The sequence below is a fragment of the Ureibacillus sp. FSL E2-3493 genome, assembly GCF_038077515.1.
In the GTDB taxonomy this organism is placed as follows: domain Bacteria; phylum Bacillota; class Bacilli; order Bacillales_A; family Planococcaceae; genus Ureibacillus; species Ureibacillus halotolerans.
The window spans coordinates 3,398,151-3,420,000 of sequence record NZ_JBBOPK010000001.1 but is presented as its reverse complement, the minus strand read 5'-3'; the positions used below and the strand labels follow the sequence as shown (position 1 = coordinate 3,420,000).

Sequence of the window (21,850 nt, the reverse complement as noted above, 5' to 3'; positions counted from 1 at the left end):
ATGTTGGCTTAGAAGCAGCCATCATTTAAAGAGTGCGTAATAGCTCACTGGTCGAGTGACGCTGCGCCGAAAATGTATCGGGGCTAAACGATTCACCGAAGCTGTGGATGGACATCTTTGATGTCCGTGGTAGGAGAGCGTTCTAAGGGCGTTGAAGTCAGACCGGAAGGACTGGTGGAGCGCTTAGAAGTGAGAATGCCGGTATGAGTAGCGAAAGATGGGTGAGAATCCCATCCACCGTATGACTAAGGTTTCCTGAGGAAGGCTCGTCCGCTCAGGGTTAGTCGGGACCTAAGTCGAGGCCGATAGGCGTAGACGATGGACAACAGGTTGATATTCCTGTACCACCTCCCCGCCGTTTGAGTAATGGGGGGACGCAGTAGGATAAGGTAAGCGCGCTGTTGGATATGCGCGCCCAAGCAGTAAGGCGTGGAAGTAGGCAAATCCGCTTCCTAATACGCCAAGCTGTGATGGGGAGCTCTTATGAGCGAAGTACCTGATTTCACGCTGCCAAGAAAAGCCTCTAGCGAGGCGGGAGGTGCCCGTACCGCAAACCGACACAGGTAGTCGAGGAGAGAATCCTAAGGTGTGCGAGAGAACTCTCGTTAAGGAACTCGGCAAAATGACCCCGTAACTTCGGGAGAAGGGGTGCTCTCGTGAGAGAGCCGCAGTGAATAGGCCCAGGCGACTGTTTAGCAAAAACACAGGTCTCTGCAAAACCGTAAGGTGACGTATAGGGGCTGACGCCTGCCCGGTGCTGGAAGGTTAAGAGGAGGGGTTAGCATTAGCGAAGCTCTGAATTGAAGCCCCAGTAAACGGCGGCCGTAACTATAACGGTCCTAAGGTAGCGAAATTCCTTGTCGGGTAAGTTCCGACCCGCACGAAAGGCGTAACGATCTGGGCACTGTCTCAACGAGAGACTCGGTGAAATTATAGTACCTGTGAAGATGCAGGTTACCCGCGACAGGACGGAAAGACCCCGTGGAGCTTTACTGTAGCCTGATATTGAATTTTGGCACAACTTGTACAGGATAGGTAGGAGCCAGAGAACTCGGAGCGCCAGCTTCGAGGGAGGCGTCGGTGGGATACTACCCTGGTTGTGTTGAAATTCTAACCCATACCCCTTAGCGGGGTAGGAGACAGTGTCAGGTGGACAGTTTGACTGGGGCGGTCGCCTCCTAAAAGGTAACGGAGGCGCCCAAAGGTTCCCTCAGAATGGTTGGAAATCATTCGTAGAGTGTAAAGGCACAAGGGAGCTTGACTGCGAGACCTACAAGTCGAGCAGGGTCGAAAGACGGGCTTAGTGATCCGGTGGTTCCGCATGGAAGGGCCATCGCTCAACGGATAAAAGCTACCCCGGGGATAACAGGCTTATCTCCCCCAAGAGTCCACATCGACGGGGAGGTTTGGCACCTCGATGTCGGCTCATCGCATCCTGGGGCTGTAGTCGGTCCCAAGGGTTGGGCTGTTCGCCCATTAAAGCGGTACGCGAGCTGGGTTCAGAACGTCGTGAGACAGTTCGGTCCCTATCCGTCGTGGGCGTAGGAAATTTGAGAGGAGCTGTCCTTAGTACGAGAGGACCGGGATGGACACACCGCTGGTGTACCAGTTGTCTTGCCAAAGGCATCGCTGGGTAGCTATGTGTGGACGGGATAAGTGCTGAAAGCATCTAAGCATGAAGCCCCCCTCAAGATGAGATTTCCCATTACGCAAGTAAGTAAGATCCCTCAAAGACGATGAGGTAGATAGGTTCGAGGTGGAAGTGTGGTGACACATGGAGCTGACGAATACTAATCGATCGAGGACTTAACCAAATCTTGAATGCATTCAATGTCTTTATCCAGTTTTGAGAGAACAAGCTCTCAACTAAATAGTCTAGTGATGATGGCAAAGAGGTCACACCCGTTCCCATACCGAACACGGAAGTTAAGCTCTTTAGCGCCGATGGTAGTTGGGGGCTTCCCCCTGTGAGAGTAGGACGTTGCTAGGCTCAAAAAGTCATTGCTGATTCAGTCGGTAGTGGCTTTTTTATTTCGTTGTAAACATTTTTGACCTTTCCATTTTGTATGGAAATTCAATAAATAACTTGTATATTTTACTGATATCAGTATAATAATAAATATATGTAAAATGGTATTTATGATCGTTCCGAAGTAGCTCAGTGGTAGAGCAACCGGCTGTTAACCGGTTGGTCGTAGGTTCGAGTCCTACCTTCGGAGCCATTTTTTTTTTGCAAAAAATTTTTACTAAAAGTATTTTTGGATTATTTACTAGAAAATAGATAGACATAAATTTTTAACAAAAACTTTTAAAAATAGTTGCATTTACTAATTAATAGTGGTATTATAAATCTTGTCTTGTTTAAGAATTGTAAAGGCCCGTTGGTCAAGTGGTTAAGACACCGCCCTTTCACGGCGGTAACACGAGTTCGAATCTCGTACGGGTCACCAAATAAATTAAGAAATAAAAAATTATCACTTCTAATTATGGAGGATTAGCTCAGCTGGGAGAGCACCTGCCTTACAAGCAGGGGGTCGGCGGTTCGAGCCCGTCATCCTCCACCATAAGTGTTAATTTGGAGGGGTAGCGAAGTGGCTAAACGCGGCGGACTGTAAATCCGCTCCTTCGGGTTCGGCGGTTCGAATCCGTCCCCCTCCACCATTTTGGGGTATAGCCAAGCGGTAAGGCAACGGATTTTGATTCCGTCATGCCCAGGTTCGAATCCTGGTACCCCAGCCATTTTTTAATATACATAAAATGAAATAACGTCATAATATTAATTCTAATCCCAATCCTTTACTCAAACGAGTAGGGGATTTTTTTATGCCTTTAAAAATTTATATGGTTATAGAATCGATCCTTCTAAAAATAACTGAATAATATTAACTGAATAAATATTCAATATTTTGTCGAGTTGAGCCATTTTAATATTCAATATAAAATATAAGGAATTCAACAGGGGGGATAGATATGAGAAAAAGTGAAGTTTCCATTATAGGGGTACCATCAGATTATGGACAATTACGCCGTGGGGTAGATATGGGGCCAAGTGCAATTCGTTATGCTGATGTTGTAGAAAGATTAGAAAATCTCGGTTATGAAATAAAGGATGAGGGCGATATATTAATTAAAAAGGGGACAGTCCCATCCCAACTAGGAACTAATCTAAAAAATTTAAAAGAAGTAATTGAGGTATGTACAAAACTATCCGTTAAAGTACAAGAAGTAATAGATAATGGGAGATTTCCATTAGTTTTAGGTGGAGATCACAGTATAGCTATTGGAACATTAGCTGGTTTAGCTACAAAGTATAAAAACTTGGGAGTAATATGGTATGATGCCCATGCGGATATTAATACACCAGAAACTTCTCCATCAGGTAATATCCATGGAATGCCTTTGGCGGTTAGTTTAGGATTGGGAGATAATCGGTTAGTTGAAATTGGGGGATTTGCACCGAAAATCAAGCCTGAAAATATTGTTATTATAGGTGCACGGTCTGTTGATCCAGGGGAACGAGAGCTAATAAAAAAATTAGGAATTAAAGTTTATTCAATGCATGAGATCGATCGTCTAGGTATGACGAAAGTAATTGAAGATACGATTTCCTATTTAAAAGGGCGTCAAGTTGACGGAGTCCATTTATCACTTGATTTAGACGGAATTGATCCTTTATATACACCAGGTGTAGGTACACCTGTACCGGGAGGAATTACATATCGGGAAAGTCATCTCGCAATGGAGATGTTAGAGGAAGAAGGATTTATTACATCAGCAGAGTTTGTAGAAGTAAATCCTATTTTAGATGAACGAAATAAAACGGCAGATGTAGCCGTTGCTTTAATGGGGTCACTATTTGGTGAAAAACTAGTATAAGGAAGTATTTTTGCCCAGTATTGAGGATAATAATACCAAATAAGTCATTTTAAGGCATAAAAAATTTTGATATAATATTAAATGTCATGAAACTTTTTCGGTGGATAGACGTAAATAATAATAAGCCTAAAAGGTGGAGAGGGAATACACAAATGGATGCGTTAGTGAACAAAAGAATAAAGCAAGTGCTAAAAGGTGATCAAAACGCATTTTCAGATGTTGTGAGCCTCTACCAGCACAAGTTATATCAAATATGTTATCGTATGCTTGGGAACAAACAAGAAGCGGAAGATATTGCGCAAGAAGCGTTTGTTAGGGCATACATAAATCTTCATACATTCGATCAAAAAAGAAAATTTTCAACATGGTTATACCGTATTGCAACAAATCTTTGTATTGATAGAATTAGAAAGAAGAAGCCAGATTATTATTTAGATGCAGAAGTTCCAGGAACGGACGGACTTGATATGTATTCACATGTTCCTGCATCTGACCAATTGCCGGATGAAACGGTAGAAAAAATGGAATTACAAGATCGAATACAATATGAAATCAGCAGATTACCTGATAAATATCGATCGGTAATCGTATTAAAATATATAGAAGAGTTGTCGCTGCAAGAAATAAGTGAAATTCTAGATATGCCTTTAGGAACAGTTAAAACAAGAATTCATCGAGGGCGCGAAGCTTTAAGAAAGCAATTAAACAATCTGTAGGAGGGGTAAAGCATGAGTACGTGTCCACAATACATTGTTGACTATATGCACGAATACTTAGATGGCGACATCAGTCGTGAACATGAACAACAGCTAAAAAAACATTTGCAAGTGTGCTCTGACTGTCAACAACATATGCACGAGTTAAGTGACACGATTGCTTTTGTTAAGAGTGCAGCGCATATTACAGCACCTCCACATTTTGAGGAAATGGTAATGAAGCGTTTGCCGAAACATAAAAATCGGGTTGGCGTACAAAGATGGTTTAGACAACATCCGATTATTGTTGCAGCTGCTGTATTCTTCTTGTTCATGAGTGCTACTTTATTAAGTAGTTATCCTACTGATGAATTTTCATTCACTGCCAAACCGAATTTAATTGTAGATGGGCAAACAGTTATTGTCCCAGAAGGTGAAGTTGTTGAAGGTGACATCGTTGTGAAAAATGGTGATATTGTCATCGAAGGAGAAGTAAAAGGAAATGTGACGGTTATAAACGGACAATATATGGCTTCTACTTCGGTCGTTACCGGTCAAATTGAAGAAATTGATCAAGTATTTGAATGGCTATGGTATGAAATAAAAGATACGGCAAATGATTTCATGGCTTTATTTGAAAAATAATAATTAAATGAATGGATTATTTTATATAAGTAAATAAATATGTTAAAGTCTGCTCATTGGAGTAGACTTTTTTCTTGATGAAAGCTTTATAAGGGGAAAATATGATATACTGTTTTTAATGATTTCATGGCTCATTTTGAGCAGAATTCCAATTTTTTAATAAGAAAAATTCTCTCTAGTCCTTTTTATTTTTTTATAAAAATAAAAAATAGGTATATTTTAATAAATATTCTATACTCACGTAATAACGTAATAACTTCGTGACGTCATTGATATACATGAAATAGCAAGAAAAAGTGGGGGATGCCACGTGCAGATTATTGAGCAGTTTACAGACATTACGCCTGTAAATATTGTGTTTAGTTTTTTGGACGTACTATTAGTATGGTACGTAATTTATAAATTGTTAACCCTCATTAAAGGAACGAAAGCTGTTCAGTTATTAAAGGGAATTTTTGTTATCATTATCGCCAGATTTGCTACTGTTATTTTTGGCCTTGATACCCTCGGATGGTTACTACAAGAAGTAATCGATTGGGGATTTTTAGCGATTATCATTATCTTTACACCTGAAATTCGAAGAGCGTTAGAACAACTAGGTAGGGGGAAAATATTTCAACGTTCAACGAGTCAATTAGAAGATGAACAAACACGTTTAATTGAAGCGATGAAAAAATCGGTTAGCTATATGGCTAAACGACGAATCGGAGCGCTTATTTCTATAGAGAATGAAACAGGTTTAACAGAATATATTGAAACCGGTATTAAGTTAAATGCTGAAATTACTTCAGAACTATTAATTAATATTTTTATTCCAAATACACCGTTACATGACGGAGCTGTTATTATACAAAAAGATAAAATTATCGCAGCTGCATGTTATTTACCATTGTCAGAAAGTACGTTTATATCAAAAGAACTAGGTACAAGGCACCGTGCTGCAGTTGGTTTAAGTGAAGTAACGGATGCGATCACAATTGTCGTATCAGAAGAAACAGGGGCAGTTAGCCTCACTCGGAATGGAAACTTATATCGTAATTTAACAATTGAGGAATTTGAAGCTCAGCTAAGGAAAATGTGGTTTGGCCCTCAACAGGATTCAGAAATAACCTCTAAGTGGACTTGGGGGGGAAGAAAGAATGGATAAATTATTTGATAGTCACTGGGCTCTAAGAGTTGTAGCCCTTATACTTGCTATTTTGCTGTTCTTTTATGCGAAGGCTCAACTTGATAGTGGACAATCTACAGGTATAAATCCCGAAATGGATATTATTACGGACGTTCCCCTTGAAGCCTATTACGATTCGGAAAACTTAATTGTGTCAGGACTTCCAGAGACCGTTGATGTAAAGATTGAGGGACCAAGACAACTTGTCCTTGAAGCAAAATTACGAAAAGACTTTAAAGTGTTTGTGGACTTAAATTCGTTGTTAATTGGTGAACATACAGTTACAATTCAACATGAAAATTTATCGGAGAAACTTGATGTTACCATCGACCCAAAAGTAGTAGATATTGTAATTGAGGAAAAAGTCACGAAAGAAGTAAGTGTAGACCCGGAACTTAATAGTGGTCTTATCGCAGAAGGTTATGAGCTAACGGATATGAGTGTTGAACCAAGTACAGTACTTGTTACAGGTGCTAAAAGTATTATTGACAGTATCAGTTATGTTAAAGCTACTATTAATGCAGAAGAAGGTATAAATGCTTCCTTTGAACAAGAAGCAGATGTTAAAGTGTTGGATAGTAGCTTGAATAAACTAGATGTCATTATTGAGCCCACCACTGTTAATGTAAAGGTGAATGTAAGAGCTTATAGTCGTGAAATACCAATCGTTGTTCGACAGACAGGAACACCTATGGAAGGTGTCACCATTAACAGTTTATCGTCAAAAATAAAAACAATTGAAGTGTTTGGTCCAAAAACAATGATTGACCCATTAACCCAATTAGAAGTAGAATTTGACGTATCAGAAATTACAGAGTCTGGTGTTTATGATGTGGATTTAGTTTTACCAAAGGGTGCAACGAAACTTTCGGCTAAATCCATAGAGGTACAAGCTAACGTAACAAAAACAACGACAGAACCCGAGGAAGAAACTCCTGACCAACCAGAAGAAGAACTACCTGCTTCGGGGGAAACAAACACTAGTGATACAAATACTAGTGAATCAAATGATGAAGATACAAATACTGGTGAAACAGATACTAATCAAACTCCAGAAGAAACACCATCTGATGAAGGTAATACAACAGAATAAGTAGTGTGAAATGAAAACAATTATAGATCATTCATTGCAGAGATATAAATCATATAAGATCTCAATTTTGAAGCATAGAATGTCTAGCATTGAAGGAGAGAAAAAGTAATGGGAAAATATTTCGGTACTGATGGCGTGCGTGGTGTCGCCAATTCAGAGTTGACGCCTGAACTAGCGTTTAAGCTAGGTCGTGTTGGAGGTTACGTATTAACTAAACATGCAACAGAGCGTCCAAAAGTAATTATTGGACGAGATACACGCATATCAGGGCATATGTTAGAAGGAGCATTAGTTGCAGGTCTACTATCCATTGGGGTAGAAGTAATGCGACTAGGTGTTATTAGTACACCAGGTGTAGCTTATTTAACACGTGTAATGAACGCAGCTGCAGGTGTAATGATTTCCGCTTCTCATAATCCAGTTGCTGATAACGGTATTAAATTTTTCGGACCTGACGGCTTTAAATTAACAGATGCACAAGAAGCTGAAATAGAAAACATACTTGATATGGAAGAAGATACATTACCACGCCCTATCGGAGGCGATTTAGGTACAGTAAGTGATTACTTCGAAGGTGGTCAAAAGTATCTTTCATATTTAAAACAAACTGTGGATGAAGATTTCCTAGGTTTACATGTTGCACTTGATTGTGCCCATGGAGCTACTTCTCAACTAGCAACTCATTTATTTGCGGATTTAGAAGCTGATATCTCTACGATGGGTTCTTCGCCGGATGGCTTAAACATTAACGAAGGTGTAGGTTCAACTCACCCTGAAAAACTAGCCACATTAGTACTTGAACGAGGTGCAGATGTTGGACTAGCATTCGATGGAGATGGCGACCGTTTAATCGCTGTAGACGAAAAAGGTCAAATTGTTGATGGTGACCAAATTATGTTCATCATCGGTAAATATTTAAACAGTAAAGGTCGCTTAAAGAAAAATACAGTAGTGTCAACTGTCATGAGTAATTTAGGCTTCTACAAAGCACTTGGGGAAAACGGAATGTCAAGTGTGAAAACAGCGGTAGGAGATCGCTATGTTGTAGAAGAAATGCGAGCAAATGATTATAACCTAGGTGGAGAACAATCTGGACACATCGTGTTCCTAGATTATAATACAACTGGTGATGGCTTATTAACTGCGATTCAACTTGTTAACATTATGAAAGCAACGGATAAACGTTTATCTGAACTGGCTTCTGAAATGACCGTGTTCCCACAACGGCTTGTAAATGTTCGTGTTGTCGATAAACATGCTGTTACTCAAAATGAAAAAGTGGCAAAAGTAATTGCCGAAGTAGAAGCGGCAATGGGAGGAAATGGACGTGTCTTAGTTCGTCCTTCGGGTACGGAGCCTCTTGTACGTGTAATGGTTGAGGCAGCTACAGAAGAAGAATGTGAAAGCTACGTTAACCGAATTGCAAACGTCGTTCGTGAAGAATTAGGATTAACAGATTAAAATAAATATAGCCAGTAGATAAGCTGTAAATTTCTTAACAGTGGATTTACTGGCTTTTTCTATGGCCGAGGCTTTTTTCGTTTATTTGTGCAAAAAATCGGCTATAGTATAGTTGAAAGGAGTGTGTGTAAAATGGCTAAAGTAGCTACATTAATTACTGATTTGTTTGAGGATATTGAATATACAAGTCCTAAGGAAGCATTAGAAGAAGCAGGTCATACCGTAGTAACCATTGATAAAGTTGGAAACAAAGCGGTCCGAGGTAAACAAGGTGAAGTTCGAGTAGAAATCGACTATGGAATCGACGATGTAAATGCAGATGATTTTGATGCATTATTTATTCCAGGGGGCTTCTCGCCAGATTTATTACGAGATGATGATCGGGTAGTTGCCTTTGCGAAGAAATTTATGACAGATATGAAGCCTGTCTTTGCCATCTGCCATGGTCCACAGCTTTTAATTACTGCTCGTTCATTGGAAGGACGAGATATTACTGGTTATAAATCCATTCAAGTAGATTTAGAAAATGCGGGTGCTAACTTCCATGACCAAGAAGTTTTTGTTTGCCAAAAACAACTTGTGACAAGTCGTACACCAAAGGATTTACCAGCCTTTAACCGCGAAATTGTTAATTTATTAAAAGAAAAAGAATTATAATCAATAAAATTCCACTAGAGGCATTCTCTAGTGGAATTTTTTTATGAAAAAATAGGAAACTAGTAGATATGCGTGGATGATTGACGAATCACAGCATATTCTGTATGATGAAGAGGCTTGAAAAAATAATTAATTTTCAATTTACTTTTCAAGCGAGCGCAAAAGGAGGATTGGAAAAGCGCTTTATAAGTAATAAGGAAAACAATAATAGCGCCTGAACTAAGGAAATCGAACGGACTGCAATCCTTAGTTGACGAGGTGGAGGATTATCGAATTTTCGGCGGATACCTCCCGATCGCATGCCCGGTTGTTAATTTCGTTTCTAAAACAAAAAAGAAATTTTTTGGACAGCGAAACGAAAAGGCAAATAATCTAGGCAATATCGTTTTTTTATTTTTATTGCTTTTTAGTATGTTAAGGAATTAGACAGAATTCCTTTATTACTTCAAAAGCACTTGTATTTTTCATTGTCATTTTTAGTTAAATGGTATTGCTTAATCGGAGGAAAAAGAAAATGTGTGGAATCGTAGGATATAATGGTCAATTAGACGCAAAGGAAATTTTATTAAAAGGATTAGAAAAGTTAGAATACCGCGGTTATGACTCTGCAGGTATTGCGGTTCGTAACGAAGAAGGTATTACAGTTTTCAAAGAAAAAGGACGTATTGCTGATTTACGTACAGCAGTAGACGATGATGTAGATGCAACAATCGGTATTGGTCATACACGTTGGGCAACTCACGGTGTACCGAACCAATTAAATGCACATCCTCACCAAAGTGTTTCAGGTCGATATACATTAGTACACAATGGTGTCATTGAAAATTATCATTTATTGCAAAAAGCATATTTAAAAGGTATTACAATGAAATCCGATACAGATACAGAAGTCATCGTTCAACTTGTTGATTTATTTGCAAGTGAAGGTCTTTCAACTGTAGAGGCATTCCGTAAAACATTATCATTGTTACATGGTTCATATGCTTTAGCATTATTGGATCAAGAAGACGAAGATACAATTTATGTAGCGAAAAATAAATCACCATTATTAGTTGGTGTTGGTGATGGCTTTAACGTCGTTGCATCTGATGCAATGGCGATGCTACAAGTAACAGATCAATTCATCGAACTTCGCGACAAAGAAGTTGTATTAGTTCACCATGATAAAGTAGAAATTTCAACATTAGAAGGTCGTCCAGTGGAACGTAAACCGTTCAAAGCAGAGCTAGATGCTAGCGACATTGAAAAAGGTACGTACCCTCACTACATGTTAAAAGAAATGGATGAGCAACCAAGTGTTGTTCGTAAAATCATTCAAGCATATAGCAATGCTGATGGTGAATTAACAATCGATGATAATATTTTAGAAGCTTTAAAACAAGCAGATCGTTTATATATTATTGCAGCTGGAACTAGTTACCATGCTGGTTTAATCGGGAAACAATATTTCGAAAAAATTGCTGGTATTCCAGTAGAAGTTCATATTTCAAGTGAATTTGGCTACAACATGCCACTTTTATCTGAAAAACCATTATTTATCTTCATTTCTCAATCTGGAGAAACTGCGGATAGTCGTCAAGTACTTGTAAGAGTGAAAGAAGAACTTGGTTACCCAGCATTAACAATTACAAACGTACCTGGTTCTACGCTTTCTCGTGAAGCGGACTATACGTTATTATTACATGCAGGTCCTGAGATTGCCGTTGCTTCCACAAAAGCATACGTTGCACAAGTTGCAGTATTAGCTGTTGCAGCCTATGTTGCTGGTAAAGTAGCTGGTAGAGAACTAGATATGGACTTAAAACAAGAGCTTGCGATTGCAGCTAACGCTATTCAAACAATTGTTGACTCTAAAAATGAGTTAGAACAAATTGCAGAAGATTATTTAAAAATCGCACGCAATGCGTTCTTTATCGGACGTAACCTTGATTACTATGTAAGTATGGAAGGTGCGTTAAAACTGAAAGAAATCTCTTATATTCAAGCAGAAGGTTTTGCTGGTGGGGAATTAAAACACGGTACAATCGCATTAATCGAAGATGGTACACCAGTATTTGCGGTTGTTTCGCAAGAACAAGTAGCATTAAACATTCGTGGTAACGTAAAAGAAGTTGTTGCGCGCGGTGCCAATGCATGTATCATTGCAATGGAAGGATTAGAGGAAGAAGGCGATCGCCTAGTTATTCCAAAAGTTCATTCCTTATTAACTCCACTTGTAACAGTTGTACCATTACAATTAATCAGCTACTACGCGGCATTACACCGTCGTTGTGACGTAGATAAACCTCGTAACCTAGCAAAATCTGTAACGGTTGAATAAGATAGTAGACTTTCCTTAAAATTATTATCTCCCTGTCTTATTCTTCTTCCCCATGCTAAAAAGTCGGTACCTACTGCTAAATTATTGGTATCCAAACGGCAAAGGAAGCGGGAGAGCAGCGGGCGTAACGATATGTATGTAACATTTTTTCTACTGTAAAATCAATCAAAATTCGAGGCTGGGTCCATTAGTGATCCAGTCTATTTGTTTTGTCCAATATCTCCTCAATCCCTTGACCTATAAGGGTTCAATCATCCTTTCTTAATTTCTCTTGTGTCTATTCTGTTGTTTTCCTCACTGTATAAACCCGTAGGGTTTCAGTTCTTTTTCGTGTATTTCTCAACGTGTTTTTTCAATTTTTTCTCTTGATTCTTCCCTCCATTATGGAAGAACTTTTTAACATTGTCCGAATATTCGATACAACCCAGAACGGAAAAAAGAGGTCGAAAATGGGGGTTTTGGGGAAGAACAATAAAGCAGAAGGAAGAGTTGAGGAGAGAAGAGGAAAGAGGGGTGGGGCTTAGAACCGCAAGGATTTGAGGGGAGTGAGAGAGGGGGGAAGGCGGGGAAGGACTTTTTGGCAGGGGAATAATTATAGATTTTTAAATTAAAATTACATTCCGAAGGTTTCTGGTACTTTTCTGGCAGACCTTCGGATTTTTTATATTCAAAATCGGTAGTATTGAAAAGTAATTAGGAATAAAATTGTAAAGCTATACTATTGCACAGTTATCCCTAGTAGATTACCATTATTAATGGAATGTTTTTAATAGCAAATGTGAAATAGACGAAGGAAGGTTGTTTCATAGATAAAGAATTAAAACAAACATGCAATAATTATTTAACTGAATGTTCTGTTTTCGTTAGGAAGAGGGGGAGCTTGCTTAATGATTCCATTAGTGTATGACCAAATTAATAGATGGGGCAAAGACGACGAATTCTTTTTAGCTCTGTTAAAAAAGATAAATGCGAAAAAATTAGCTGATTTAGGTTGTGGAACTGGAAGATTGACAACTCATTTTGCGAAAGCAGGCTATCATATTACAGCCATTGACCCGAATGAAGAAGCGATTGAATATGCGAAAAGAAAAGAGAATTCAGACAAAGTGACTTGGATTGTTGGGGATAGTACGAATTTAGAAACCAATGCATATGATGTCGTTATTATGACAGCGAATGTTGCACAAGTGTTTCTTACAGAGGAAAGTTGGCAGAACGTCATTTCAGATGTGCATCGTGCTTTAAAATCGGGAGGACACTTTATTTTTGACACTCGTAATCCATTAGTAAAAGCGTGGGAAGAGTGGGAAAAAGATGAAACACCTGATGTTGCAACGGATCAGGTGAGCGGTGAATTACTTGAAATTTGGACAGAATATGAAGGGTTCATAGACGATGTTTTTACATTTTATGAAACGGTAAAAATTGCACGTACAGGTGAAATAGTTGTTCATGAAAAAATGCAATTAAAATTTCGAACACAAGAAAACATCCATGAATCATTACAACAAGTAGGTTTTTCACGAATTCAAGCCTATGGAGATTGGGAGTTTCAGCAAGCATCTGCAGAAACGAAATCGTTTATTTTTCACAGCGTAAAATAAATAATGAGTTTTTATAAAATTTATTAAGAGAGGAATCCATCTTGATTTCAAAAGGATTCTTTTTTATTTGCTTTAAAATGGTCAATGATGAAACTTTGATATTTCTAATTCGTATATAAAGTAACAGGGTTTTAATCCAGGTTCGGAAAAAATATAACTTAAGGAGGAAACAAATATGTCTACAAATGTTATTACCATAGTAGCTATCGTTTCTATTGTTTTATGGATTGCCGTGTCCCGGGAGCTTACAAAATCTTCAAAAGAAAAGAACGGAAGAAGAATAATAACTTTAATGTCTGCAGGTTCCTTATCGACACTAATACTAACCATCTCACTTTTTCAAAATATTTAATTCTAGAATTTCGTATAAATGAAAAGTGTAGACAAGCATAACCCCGTTCTAATTTTAGGACGGGGTTAAAGTAACAGTAAAGTCGTTTGCATCATTCTTAATTTTGTTAGATTTTTGTTAACATACTACGTTTTGTTTTCAGAAAAATTTCTAGGTGTTCTTTTAAAAATGCAACATAACGATCGACCTCTTCGATGGTTGTATATGGAGAAATCGCAAAAAATTTGTGCGCATATATGGATATCGGATTGTTTGAGTTTTTTGCTTTCACAAGGCGCTGCTTCCTTGTATTCCCAAAGAATATAGTATCTCGGTCGGTACCAATTATCTCTGCAAACTCATCATTAAATTGATTAATTTCCATCATTTCTTCTACGGTTAAAAGTCCGTTCAATTCGTCATTCCATTTTTTCTCCTCAGGATAAAAACGAAATGTTGTAATCGGAGAAATCTCATTCGTGACCACCACATTGGAAATTTCTTTTGTTAATGTCTCTCTAAATGCAATATTAACACGAATATAGTTGGCTAAAAGTTCTTGATAGCCTTCGATTCCAAATGCTAATAACGAAGCATAAATGGACAAAGCACTTCCCATTCGCGAGCATTCGAGCGTATAGCCAGTATGATAACTACCATAACCTCGATTTCCAACATACGGCGTTTCCTCTGCATCTAAATCAACATATTTTAGATTTTCTCTATTTTTAATTAAAAATAGACTCGTTGTATATGGTGTTTGCCCTAATTTATGGAAATCAAAGACCATACTATCTGCAAGTTTAATCTGTTTAAATTTCTGTTGATAGGATGTTAAAACCTCATTCACTTTATCTTCCAATTGTAAGGGATTGCTTTCAAAATCGTACTGATTAAAGAACGTATACATCCCCCCCATAGCAGAGTCTGCATGGATATAAATTGGATCGATGTTATATGTACGTTCCATTTCTTCCGCTATATACTTAATGCCTTCAATGTCATCAATCCCAAATGTATCCGTCGTTCCCATTGTGGCAAGGATATAAAGTGGAACGCCGCCTTTTGCAATAACCTGCTCGATTTTTTCTTTTAAATCTTCTAGATTCATAGAATGATCCGCATTGGCTGTCACTCGAATCATGTTTTCTACACCAATCCCTGTTGCCTCTACAGATTTATAGAGACTGTAATGGGATAGTTCAGAACAGAAGCAATAAAGATTTTGCGGTATACCTTTTTGATTAGAAGATGGTGCGTAACGGGCAATGGCAAGACGTAAAGAGTTAAAGACAGCCCCTTGTCCTCCCCAAGTTGTATATCCTGCACTCATGTTTTCATCGTAGCCAACCAGTTTAGATAACATAGCAGTTACTTCGACTTCTGCTGTAGCCGCTGCTGGCCCCTCCACATCCCATAGATTATTCCCATTAACGAGTACCATTACTAAATTTCCAATGATACTCGCAATGGTCGGAAGTGGCGCTGCATTGGCTACATAGTTCCGATTGACGAACCGATGTCCTTCCACCAATTTTAGAAGCTCTTGTACGACATTATCCATCGACACACCGGATTTCGGAATTGCCGCTTTTTGAATGACGCGATTATAGTAATCTTCCGTGTACTCAGGCATTTCACCTAACGTTAGTTTGTTCGGATCTTTTAATTCATCAATTTTCGTTAAAACGGTGTTAAAGTAGGATAATAATTCTTCTCTTTGAAAGTCGTTCCCATCCATACTAGGGAACAATTTTTGTATTTCCTTCATGTAGTTACCTCCTTGCTGTTTATACTAGAAGTTGTTGTTATATTTCATGGAACATAGAATCCAATCGATTAACTCCTTGCGTTGGAAAGGTAGTTTGTTTTAGTTTTTGCCTTGCATAAAAATAAAGCTTCCCACAAGTTGCATTAACCTATGAGAAGCACTTTTATTTATATAAGTCAGCAAGGTGATTCTCTTGATATTGCTATATTGAGTTTATATATTAACTCACTTTAGCTTCTACAGTTTCACCAACATGATCCGAGGCAAATAGTAATTTGTTTACATTATTTTTTAACTCGATAAGATTTTGAGCTTCCTGAACAAGTTGTTTCATCGTATGCAATTCATCATCATTAATTTCGATTAGTTCCTCAAACATTTCAACAGATTCTCGAGAGATAGACGCTATTTCAACAATTGTTGCCATGATTTGTTGAGTAGCAGAAGATAATTCTTCTGTACTTGCAGAGGAATTTTCATTATTCTCAGCAATAATTTTTGTAGTAGATAGAATTTTTTCAAACATGGTTCCAACTTCTACAATCGTCATATTTGTCTCTTTAAACTCTTCCGTTCCCTGTTTCATTGACTTAACGACTACTTCAGTTTCTTCCTGTATATTTTTTACAATATTTGATACTTCAGAAGAAGACTGACGTGTTTGTTCTGCTAGTTTTCGAACCTCATCGGCAACAACTGCAAATCCTTTACCATGTTCACCTGCACGGGCAGCTTCTATTGCCGCATTTAATGCCAATAAATTAATTTGTTCTGAAATTTCCGTAATCACTTTGACAATAAGGCCGATTTCGCGAGATTTTTCTCCAAGTTTATTAATGGCATCAAATGTTGTATTTACAGTTTGATTAAACTGTTCCATTTTTACTAAGGAATCCTTTAGCTTCTCGTTTCCTTCTTGAGTTAACTCCAATGTAGCGTTCGATTGTTCCGAAATTTGATTTGATCGCACGGATAGATCATCAATCGCTTGTGAAATTTCTTCCATAGATGCGGCGCTTTCTTCCGTAGCAATTAATTGTTTTTCTAATCCTCTACCTACCTCATCAATTGCTGCTCGAACAATATCCGCTTTCTCAGATGCATATTCACCGATTTCTGCGAGATTTTCTCCTCTATCCTGTACATCCTTTGAAAAGGAAATGAATTTTTCCCTTACATTACTGAAAAACTCCGTTAGTTGATTAATTACAGGATGATTAGAACTTTTGTCATCAATGTTGATGACATTACCTGCTGAGACTTCTTTCATTGCATTGATAATTTCTTTATTAACATGGGGTGTGTGTTTAAGCGAATAATATTTGTAAGCAAAATACACCGATACCCCCAATAAGATTACAATTATACCGAGCAAAATAGCTTCCATAATAAACAAATCTCCTAACTCCTATTATTGTTGAATTAGCAATTATATTTTATAGTTCTCGAATAATGATATATGTTCCATCTGCTATATTTGCAGGAATACCATTTAATTTGCTATTGTCTTCATATTTATGAACAATATAATTTCCTTGTAAATCTTTATATTTTTTCATATTATGATATTTTTCCATTACGCGTAACGACTTCATGTTTGTCGCTTCACCTAAAACACCCTTTAACCCTTGTGCTGTTGCCTTTGCAATCAATCTATTTCCTAATTGCTGGATAATTTCATGACGGTCGTGTTCAGCGATTACTCCTAACATAAATAGGTGTAATAGCTCTCCATCTTCAAGATCTTTTCCGTTCCGTTTTTTATAATCTTCCATGAAACGCTTATCCACATCTTCAAGAACACGAAGAATGACATTCATATCATAAAAAGAACCTTCAAAAATATCTTCACCGATAATTTCTGGTGCATTTGTATCTCCAGCTAGAACACCTACAACGTTATGATGAATATCTTGAGCAACTGCGCAATATCCTTGCTCAACTGTGGAGTCTAAATATTCCTTTGTAAAATTATAAAAATCGTCATATGCTATATTTAATTGACCTACCATTGGTTCTTGAACCCATTTTCCTGAAACATCTACCCCGATGAAAGTACGAGCTAGACACTCAGCCGCTTTTTGAATTAAGTCTGGTTGTTCCTTCGTTAAAATTTCATATGTATATAACTCTTGTGTTGTTTGCATTGAGGATCTTCCTTTCAAATTGAAAATTTAAAAAATTTCTTTCAATCGGAACGTATTATTGCACTTTATCGATAAACGTACCTGTGAAATCGATTCTTTCAAGGGCATTTCGGATTTGTACTTGAGCAATTTTAGATTTAGGTTTTACTACAAGGACATTTTTAAATCCTAGGCTAGAATAAAATTGCATTGTTTGTTCTAATTGCGGAACAACCTTTGAAGGGACAGGTGTTTGGTGAGTTCCATCGACAACAAACGTATATTCATGTCTTGGTACTTTATTAATGGTATCTTGTAAATCGACCATATAACCTTCTGCATCTTCTTCTCTCATTAATCCGATTACCTGCACATGAACTTCCTTCGCCACTTCATTAATGGCCATTTTATATTTCTTTTTATCAACCACTATCATCTTACAAACTCCTTTTTTGTTATAATCTACTACTTAACTTTTGCACATTTTCTTTCGTAAAAGTGCAATAAAAAACTATCCTAAATATAGATAAGGATAGCCAAATAAGTATTAATTAAGATTGGCAACCCGACTATCTTTACCCAATAGGATTTTAGACTCGTAGCTTTGCGTCCCTACCTTTCGATAAGTTTGCCTTTTTCAGTTTTTAAGAAATAGCACTAATATCACACTCCATTGTATTACTATTACATTATAAATTAATTGAAAATTTTTGTCGAACTGGTATTATTGTCTTTTTGTAAATTTTCATAATACTGCGTCCTTTATACTATTAATTCGTAAATTTCGTAAGAAAAGATAAATGTTATTTTTTCTACTAATAGAAGAACGACAGAAAAACAACAAGAGATTTTACTGTATGATGTGCAAGGCTATACAAATTTGTAAGGTGCAAATGGTTAAAATAAGGTAAATATCCTGAAGTTTAAGTGAGAAATGTAAAAACGGATTATTTAATAGGGAAGGAATGAAGAGGTTAATCAAACTAAAAGGTAAAATGGGCCATCTACTTATCTAGATGGCAAATAACTCTCAATTGCGTTTGCTTAAAACTAAAAGGAGATCCTATCGCACTACATCGGTGGAGCTTCCATACCATATTTTGTCCATTCCTCTTTTGACGGACCATAAATGCCTGGAACAACTAATCCTGCTTGTCTCATTAGAACGGTCATTTGTCCTCGATGGTGGCTTTGGTGTTGGATTAAAAACATTAACAGTGAACCGATGGGAATTTGTTGACCTAAAAAATTAATCACTTCATTCATTGTATGGTCAGTCCAATGACTTTTTAATGCCTGTAAGAATGCACTATTAGCTTGTTTATAACTATCTGCTATAAATTTAGCTGAAATAGGAACCGGATAGTCATTATTAGGGGCTTCGAACGTTAAGTTTGTATTTGAAGTAATAATACGAATAGCAGTAACCGTATGCCAAGCAATTCGGCCTAATGTCCAATTTTGTGATGTTATTTCCTGTTTAAGAGATTCATCCGTTAAATGATTAAGTATTCTTTGTGTAGCATCAGCTTCAAACTCCCAAGATCTCAAAAAATGGTCTAATGTTTGGAACATAACCTTCCTCCTAAAATAGTAGTTTTCACTTCTATGCATCTATAATTTCATTATATTCTCCTTAAAATGGAAAAAGACTTATGCTTAATCTATTGGATTAACCAATCAAATTTCAAACAAATAACTTTGTAGTATAATACGATAAAGTCTTTATATGGGGTGGGGAAAAAGATGATATTAGTTAGTTCGTGTTTAGCTGGAAACCCAGTAAGGTACAATGGTACGTCATGTTCGGATAGTACAATTCAAAAATTAATCGATGATCAGAAGGCCATCCCTATTTGTCCAGAGCTATTAGGAGGTTTTGAAACACCTAGGGAACCAGCTGAGATTATTAACGGTGAGGTTTTGATGTTTTGGCAGGAAAAGCAAAAGTGATGGAACGCTCTGGGAATGACGTCACCGAATTATATTTGAAGGGTGCTAGAAAAACCCTTGAGATAGCAAAAGAAATGAAAGCTACATATGTAGTGTTGAAAGTATTTAGTCCATCATGTGGTAGTCAAAAAATAAATAACGGAAAGTTTATTGGAGAACAAATAAACGGAGCGGGTGTAACAACAGCGTTATTAAAAACGAATGGTATCAGTGTTATATCTGAACTAGAGTTAGAAAAATTAAAAGATGAAATTTAATAGCAATATTCTAGCAATCGTTACTAGTATTAGCATTTTAAAATTTCTTCGCTATTACTCCTTTGGATATATCCCTATCTGGAGGGGTGTTTTTTATTAAATTAAAAGGAGAATCATTCTATGAATAAATTATATTTAATCGATGGTTATGGAGGTTCGCCAGAAATAAATTGGCTATCTAACATTGGACAAAAATTTAAGGATGATTTTGATATTCACATTATTCCATACACAGATCCTACCGAAGCTAATGTAACGCAATGGGATTTTGATTTGGAAAGGGGAATTACAACCCCTGAAGATGCTTATTTTATATGTCATAGTTTAGGGTGTGTTACGTTCTTAAGATACTTACAACGACATCATGTAAAAGTGAAAGGAGCCATTTTAGTTTCTGGTTTCGTAGAGGAGGTTGAAAATTTCCCACAATTTCAACCTTATTTCAAAAACCTAGATGAAGGTTGTTGGAAAGATTTGATTGGGGATGCTTATGTCATTTCTTCTAAAACGGATCAAATTATTCATTGGAAACTAACATATGAACTATCTAATTTGTTGGAATGTCCATTTATTTTATTACCAATTGGTGGACACTTTACATCCGGAGAAGGAATCGTTAATATGCCTGTTGTTGAGAAGTTAGTGAAGGCTAACTGGTTAGGTTAATACTAAGGAAAAAACGCCTCTTTAGAATGTAACTTTCTAAAGAGGTTTCATTATGTAAATAGTCATTTTAATAGTTTATACCGCTTATCTAACTTATCACGATGGGACTGGAAAACATCTTCTAAAGAAATATCGTATTTGTTAGCAATTACAATAAGATTGCCTAATACATCTCCGAGTTCTTCGGTTAATTCTTGTTTTTGCCGTTCTAAAGTTCCATTACTTTCATCAGGTCGATCTCTTCCAATTTCAAGTGTTCGAATTGCCCGTGCAACTTCGCCCGTCTCCTCAGCTAAAAAACCGATTCGAATAAATATATCTAACTCTGACCATCCTCTTTTTTCATAATAGACTTTAACCCATTCTTGAAATTCATTCACATTCATAACTAAATACCCCCTTCAATAACCACAATATTTTCAGCATATCAGAAAACATGAATAATGGGAAAAGGCTGTTAGTGCCAAGTATTTAAACGCCTGCAACATTATCCATACGCTATATGGAGAAGGTACTCATTTTCAAAACAATAGTTTGAATATTTTAATCCTTTTGTTTTTTAGGTATAATATATAGTAATTACATAACGTGTAAGAATAGGTGCTTATGAGAATAAGCTTAAAAGGGAAGCTTGGTGAAAATCCAACACTGTCCCGCAACTGTGAATTCGGAGCAAATCAATAGATGCCACTGTGTAAATGGGAAGGCGTTGATTTGTGTTGATGAGAAGTCAGGAGACCTGCCTAATTCTAGTACACACCAAATACCTACGTGGAAATAGGTGGTGTTCTGTGCGAAATTGAACGTAAAAAAAATCGGTTTTTTTACGCTTTTTAAGTATGCATAGATAAGTCCAAAGCTATTTCTGAACTCAGGAGTAGCTTTTTTATTTGGGTTATGTAAAAAAGGAGGCTTATCAGATGGATGTTATTAGTACGGTAGTAGGTTACCAGTATATTTGTGGAACTCACAGGAAAGAAAGTTTTATGGTATGAAAGGGAGTGGGAGAAATGCCATCACATTCAATAGCTTTTTATGAAGAGCAATTTAAAGTATATATTATGGAGAATATGCTCGGCGAGAAAACAGAGACGTTAAAGGATTTTCTCCTCCAATTAATCGATGATCATCAAAATGATTATAAAGAAATTAATTATGCTTATTTAAAGGTAAAGAAGGAGTTATTGGGCACCAAAGATAATATTGAAAATGGTAAATTATGATAAA

General features: G+C 37.1%; 18 protein-coding genes, 5 tRNA genes, 2 rRNA genes, 1 pseudogene and 2 riboswitches (1 of these 28 running past the window's edge). Of the genes and pseudogenes, 20 read left to right on the top strand and 6 right to left on the bottom strand.

The features are described 5' to 3' along the window. From MHH69_RS17585 to MHH69_RS17505, 17 genes are all read left to right on the top strand, one after another. Nucleotides 1-1,814, top strand: a 23S ribosomal RNA gene (locus MHH69_RS17585); it begins 1,106 nt to the left of the window's first position. A gap of 60 nt (nucleotides 1,815-1,874) precedes the next feature. Further along, nucleotides 1,875-1,990, top strand: a 5S ribosomal RNA gene (rrf, locus tag MHH69_RS17580). A 157-nt stretch (nucleotides 1,991-2,147) separates the two neighbouring features. Further along, a tRNA-Asn gene (locus tag MHH69_RS17575) sits at nucleotides 2,148-2,222 on the top strand. A 153-nt stretch (nucleotides 2,223-2,375) separates the two neighbouring features. Next, a tRNA-Glu gene (locus MHH69_RS17570) sits at nucleotides 2,376-2,450 on the top strand. Nucleotides 2,451-2,488: 38 nt separating this feature from the next. Continuing rightward, nucleotides 2,489-2,564 (top strand) — tRNA-Val (locus MHH69_RS17565). A gap of 13 nt (nucleotides 2,565-2,577) precedes the next feature. After that, a tRNA-Tyr gene (locus MHH69_RS17560) sits at nucleotides 2,578-2,661 on the top strand. Nucleotides 2,662-2,664: 3 nt separating this feature from the next. Continuing rightward, nucleotides 2,665-2,739, top strand: a tRNA-Gln gene (locus tag MHH69_RS17555). A gap of 231 nt (nucleotides 2,740-2,970) precedes the next feature. Then, nucleotides 2,971-3,876: an arginase gene (gene rocF / locus MHH69_RS17550; protein ID WP_341362858.1), complete on the top strand. Its 906-nt coding sequence runs from the start codon at nucleotides 2,971-2,973 to the stop codon at nucleotides 3,874-3,876. Nucleotides 3,877-4,028: 152 nt separating this feature from the next. Further along, nucleotides 4,029-4,592, top strand: coding sequence for an RNA polymerase sigma factor SigW (gene sigW / locus MHH69_RS17545; RefSeq protein ID WP_122973675.1), 564 nt, complete (start codon nucleotides 4,029-4,031; stop codon nucleotides 4,590-4,592). A 12-nt stretch (nucleotides 4,593-4,604) separates the two neighbouring features. Beyond that, the gene (locus tag MHH69_RS17540; protein WP_122973676.1) at nucleotides 4,605-5,216 is read left to right on the top strand and encodes an anti-sigma factor family protein; all 612 of its coding nucleotides are present in this window, start codon (nucleotides 4,605-4,607) and stop codon (nucleotides 5,214-5,216) included. 310 nt (nucleotides 5,217-5,526) lie between these two features. Beyond that, nucleotides 5,527-6,363, top strand: coding sequence for a diadenylate cyclase CdaA (cdaA, locus tag MHH69_RS17535; RefSeq protein ID WP_122973677.1), 837 nt, complete (start codon nucleotides 5,527-5,529; stop codon nucleotides 6,361-6,363). Beyond that, nucleotides 6,356-7,477 carry a CdaR family protein gene (locus MHH69_RS17530; protein WP_122973678.1) on the top strand — a complete coding sequence of 374 codons (1,122 nt, stop codon included), beginning with the start codon at nucleotides 6,356-6,358 and terminating at the stop codon, nucleotides 7,475-7,477. Before cdaA ends, MHH69_RS17530 begins: the two co-directional genes overlap by 8 nt. A 108-nt stretch (nucleotides 7,478-7,585) precedes the next feature. Beyond that, nucleotides 7,586-8,938: a phosphoglucosamine mutase gene (gene glmM, locus MHH69_RS17525; RefSeq protein ID WP_122973679.1), complete on the top strand. Its 1,353-nt coding sequence runs from the start codon at nucleotides 7,586-7,588 to the stop codon at nucleotides 8,936-8,938. Nucleotides 8,939-9,070: 132 nt separating this feature from the next. After that, nucleotides 9,071-9,595 carry a type 1 glutamine amidotransferase domain-containing protein gene (locus tag MHH69_RS17520; RefSeq protein ID WP_122973680.1) on the top strand — a complete coding sequence of 175 codons (525 nt, stop codon included), beginning with the start codon at nucleotides 9,071-9,073 and terminating at the stop codon, nucleotides 9,593-9,595. A 514-nt stretch (nucleotides 9,596-10,109) separates the two neighbouring features. Next, nucleotides 10,110-11,915: a glutamine--fructose-6-phosphate transaminase (isomerizing) gene (gene glmS / locus MHH69_RS17515; protein ID WP_122973535.1), complete on the top strand. Its 1,806-nt coding sequence runs from the start codon at nucleotides 10,110-10,112 to the stop codon at nucleotides 11,913-11,915. Between the two features lie 887 nt (nucleotides 11,916-12,802). Continuing rightward, nucleotides 12,803-13,519 carry a class I SAM-dependent methyltransferase gene (locus tag MHH69_RS17510; protein ID WP_341362857.1) on the top strand — a complete coding sequence of 239 codons (717 nt, stop codon included), beginning with the start codon at nucleotides 12,803-12,805 and terminating at the stop codon, nucleotides 13,517-13,519. Between the two features lie 175 nt (nucleotides 13,520-13,694). After that, a complete protein-coding gene (locus MHH69_RS17505; protein ID WP_174232716.1) occupies nucleotides 13,695-13,871 on the top strand; it encodes a hypothetical protein in 177 nt (58 codons plus the stop codon). A gap of 106 nt (nucleotides 13,872-13,977) precedes the next feature. Here the strand turns inward: MHH69_RS17505 and MHH69_RS17500 are convergent, their stop codons facing one another. The 5 genes from MHH69_RS17500 to MHH69_RS17480 all read right to left on the bottom strand — a co-directional run bounded on the left by MHH69_RS17500 (nucleotide 13,978) and on the right by MHH69_RS17480 (nucleotide 19,322). Further along, nucleotides 13,978-15,621: a pyridoxal phosphate-dependent decarboxylase family protein gene (locus tag MHH69_RS17500; RefSeq protein WP_122973538.1), complete on the bottom strand. Its 1,644-nt coding sequence runs from the start codon at nucleotides 15,619-15,621 to the stop codon at nucleotides 13,978-13,980. Between the two features lie 220 nt (nucleotides 15,622-15,841). Continuing rightward, the gene (locus tag MHH69_RS17495; protein WP_122973539.1) at nucleotides 15,842-17,008 is read right to left on the bottom strand and encodes a methyl-accepting chemotaxis protein; all 1,167 of its coding nucleotides are present in this window, start codon (nucleotides 17,006-17,008) and stop codon (nucleotides 15,842-15,844) included. A 49-nt stretch (nucleotides 17,009-17,057) separates the two neighbouring features. After that, nucleotides 17,058-17,768: a hypothetical protein gene (locus MHH69_RS17490; protein WP_122973540.1), complete on the bottom strand. Its 711-nt coding sequence runs from the start codon at nucleotides 17,766-17,768 to the stop codon at nucleotides 17,058-17,060. A 55-nt stretch (nucleotides 17,769-17,823) separates the two neighbouring features. Further along, nucleotides 17,824-18,183, bottom strand: coding sequence for a hypothetical protein (locus MHH69_RS17485; RefSeq protein WP_122973541.1), 360 nt, complete (start codon nucleotides 18,181-18,183; stop codon nucleotides 17,824-17,826). A gap of 120 nt (nucleotides 18,184-18,303) precedes the next feature. Continuing rightward, a riboswitch (cyclic di-GMP riboswitch) is annotated at nucleotides 18,304-18,390 on the bottom strand. A gap of 428 nt (nucleotides 18,391-18,818) precedes the next feature. Then, nucleotides 18,819-19,322 (bottom strand): DinB family protein, encoded by a 504-nt coding sequence (locus MHH69_RS17480; protein WP_122973542.1) that lies wholly within the window; start codon nucleotides 19,320-19,322, stop codon nucleotides 18,819-18,821. Nucleotides 19,323-19,493: 171 nt separating this feature from the next. On the opposite strand from MHH69_RS17480, the pseudogene MHH69_RS17475 reads away from it, so the two are divergent. Next, nucleotides 19,494-19,957 (top strand): annotated as a pseudogene (locus MHH69_RS17475) (DUF523 domain-containing protein). A gap of 120 nt (nucleotides 19,958-20,077) precedes the next feature. Further along, on the top strand, nucleotides 20,078-20,623 hold the full coding sequence (locus MHH69_RS17470) for an RBBP9/YdeN family alpha/beta hydrolase (protein WP_122973543.1): 546 nt from the start codon (nucleotides 20,078-20,080) through the stop codon (nucleotides 20,621-20,623). Between the two features lie 62 nt (nucleotides 20,624-20,685). Here the strand turns inward: MHH69_RS17470 and MHH69_RS17465 are convergent, their stop codons facing one another. Further along, nucleotides 20,686-21,009 carry a MazG nucleotide pyrophosphohydrolase domain-containing protein gene (locus MHH69_RS17465; RefSeq protein ID WP_122973544.1) on the bottom strand — a complete coding sequence of 108 codons (324 nt, stop codon included), beginning with the start codon at nucleotides 21,007-21,009 and terminating at the stop codon, nucleotides 20,686-20,688. Between the two features lie 195 nt (nucleotides 21,010-21,204). After that, a riboswitch (cobalamin riboswitch) is annotated at nucleotides 21,205-21,384 on the top strand. A 249-nt stretch (nucleotides 21,385-21,633) separates the two neighbouring features. Between MHH69_RS17465 and MHH69_RS17460 the strand changes: the two genes are divergently transcribed. Continuing rightward, complete coding sequence (locus MHH69_RS17460) at nucleotides 21,634-21,846, top strand: hypothetical protein (RefSeq protein ID WP_122973545.1); 213 nt, start codon at nucleotides 21,634-21,636, stop codon at nucleotides 21,844-21,846. The last annotated feature ends 4 nt before the right edge of the window (nucleotides 21,847-21,850 follow it).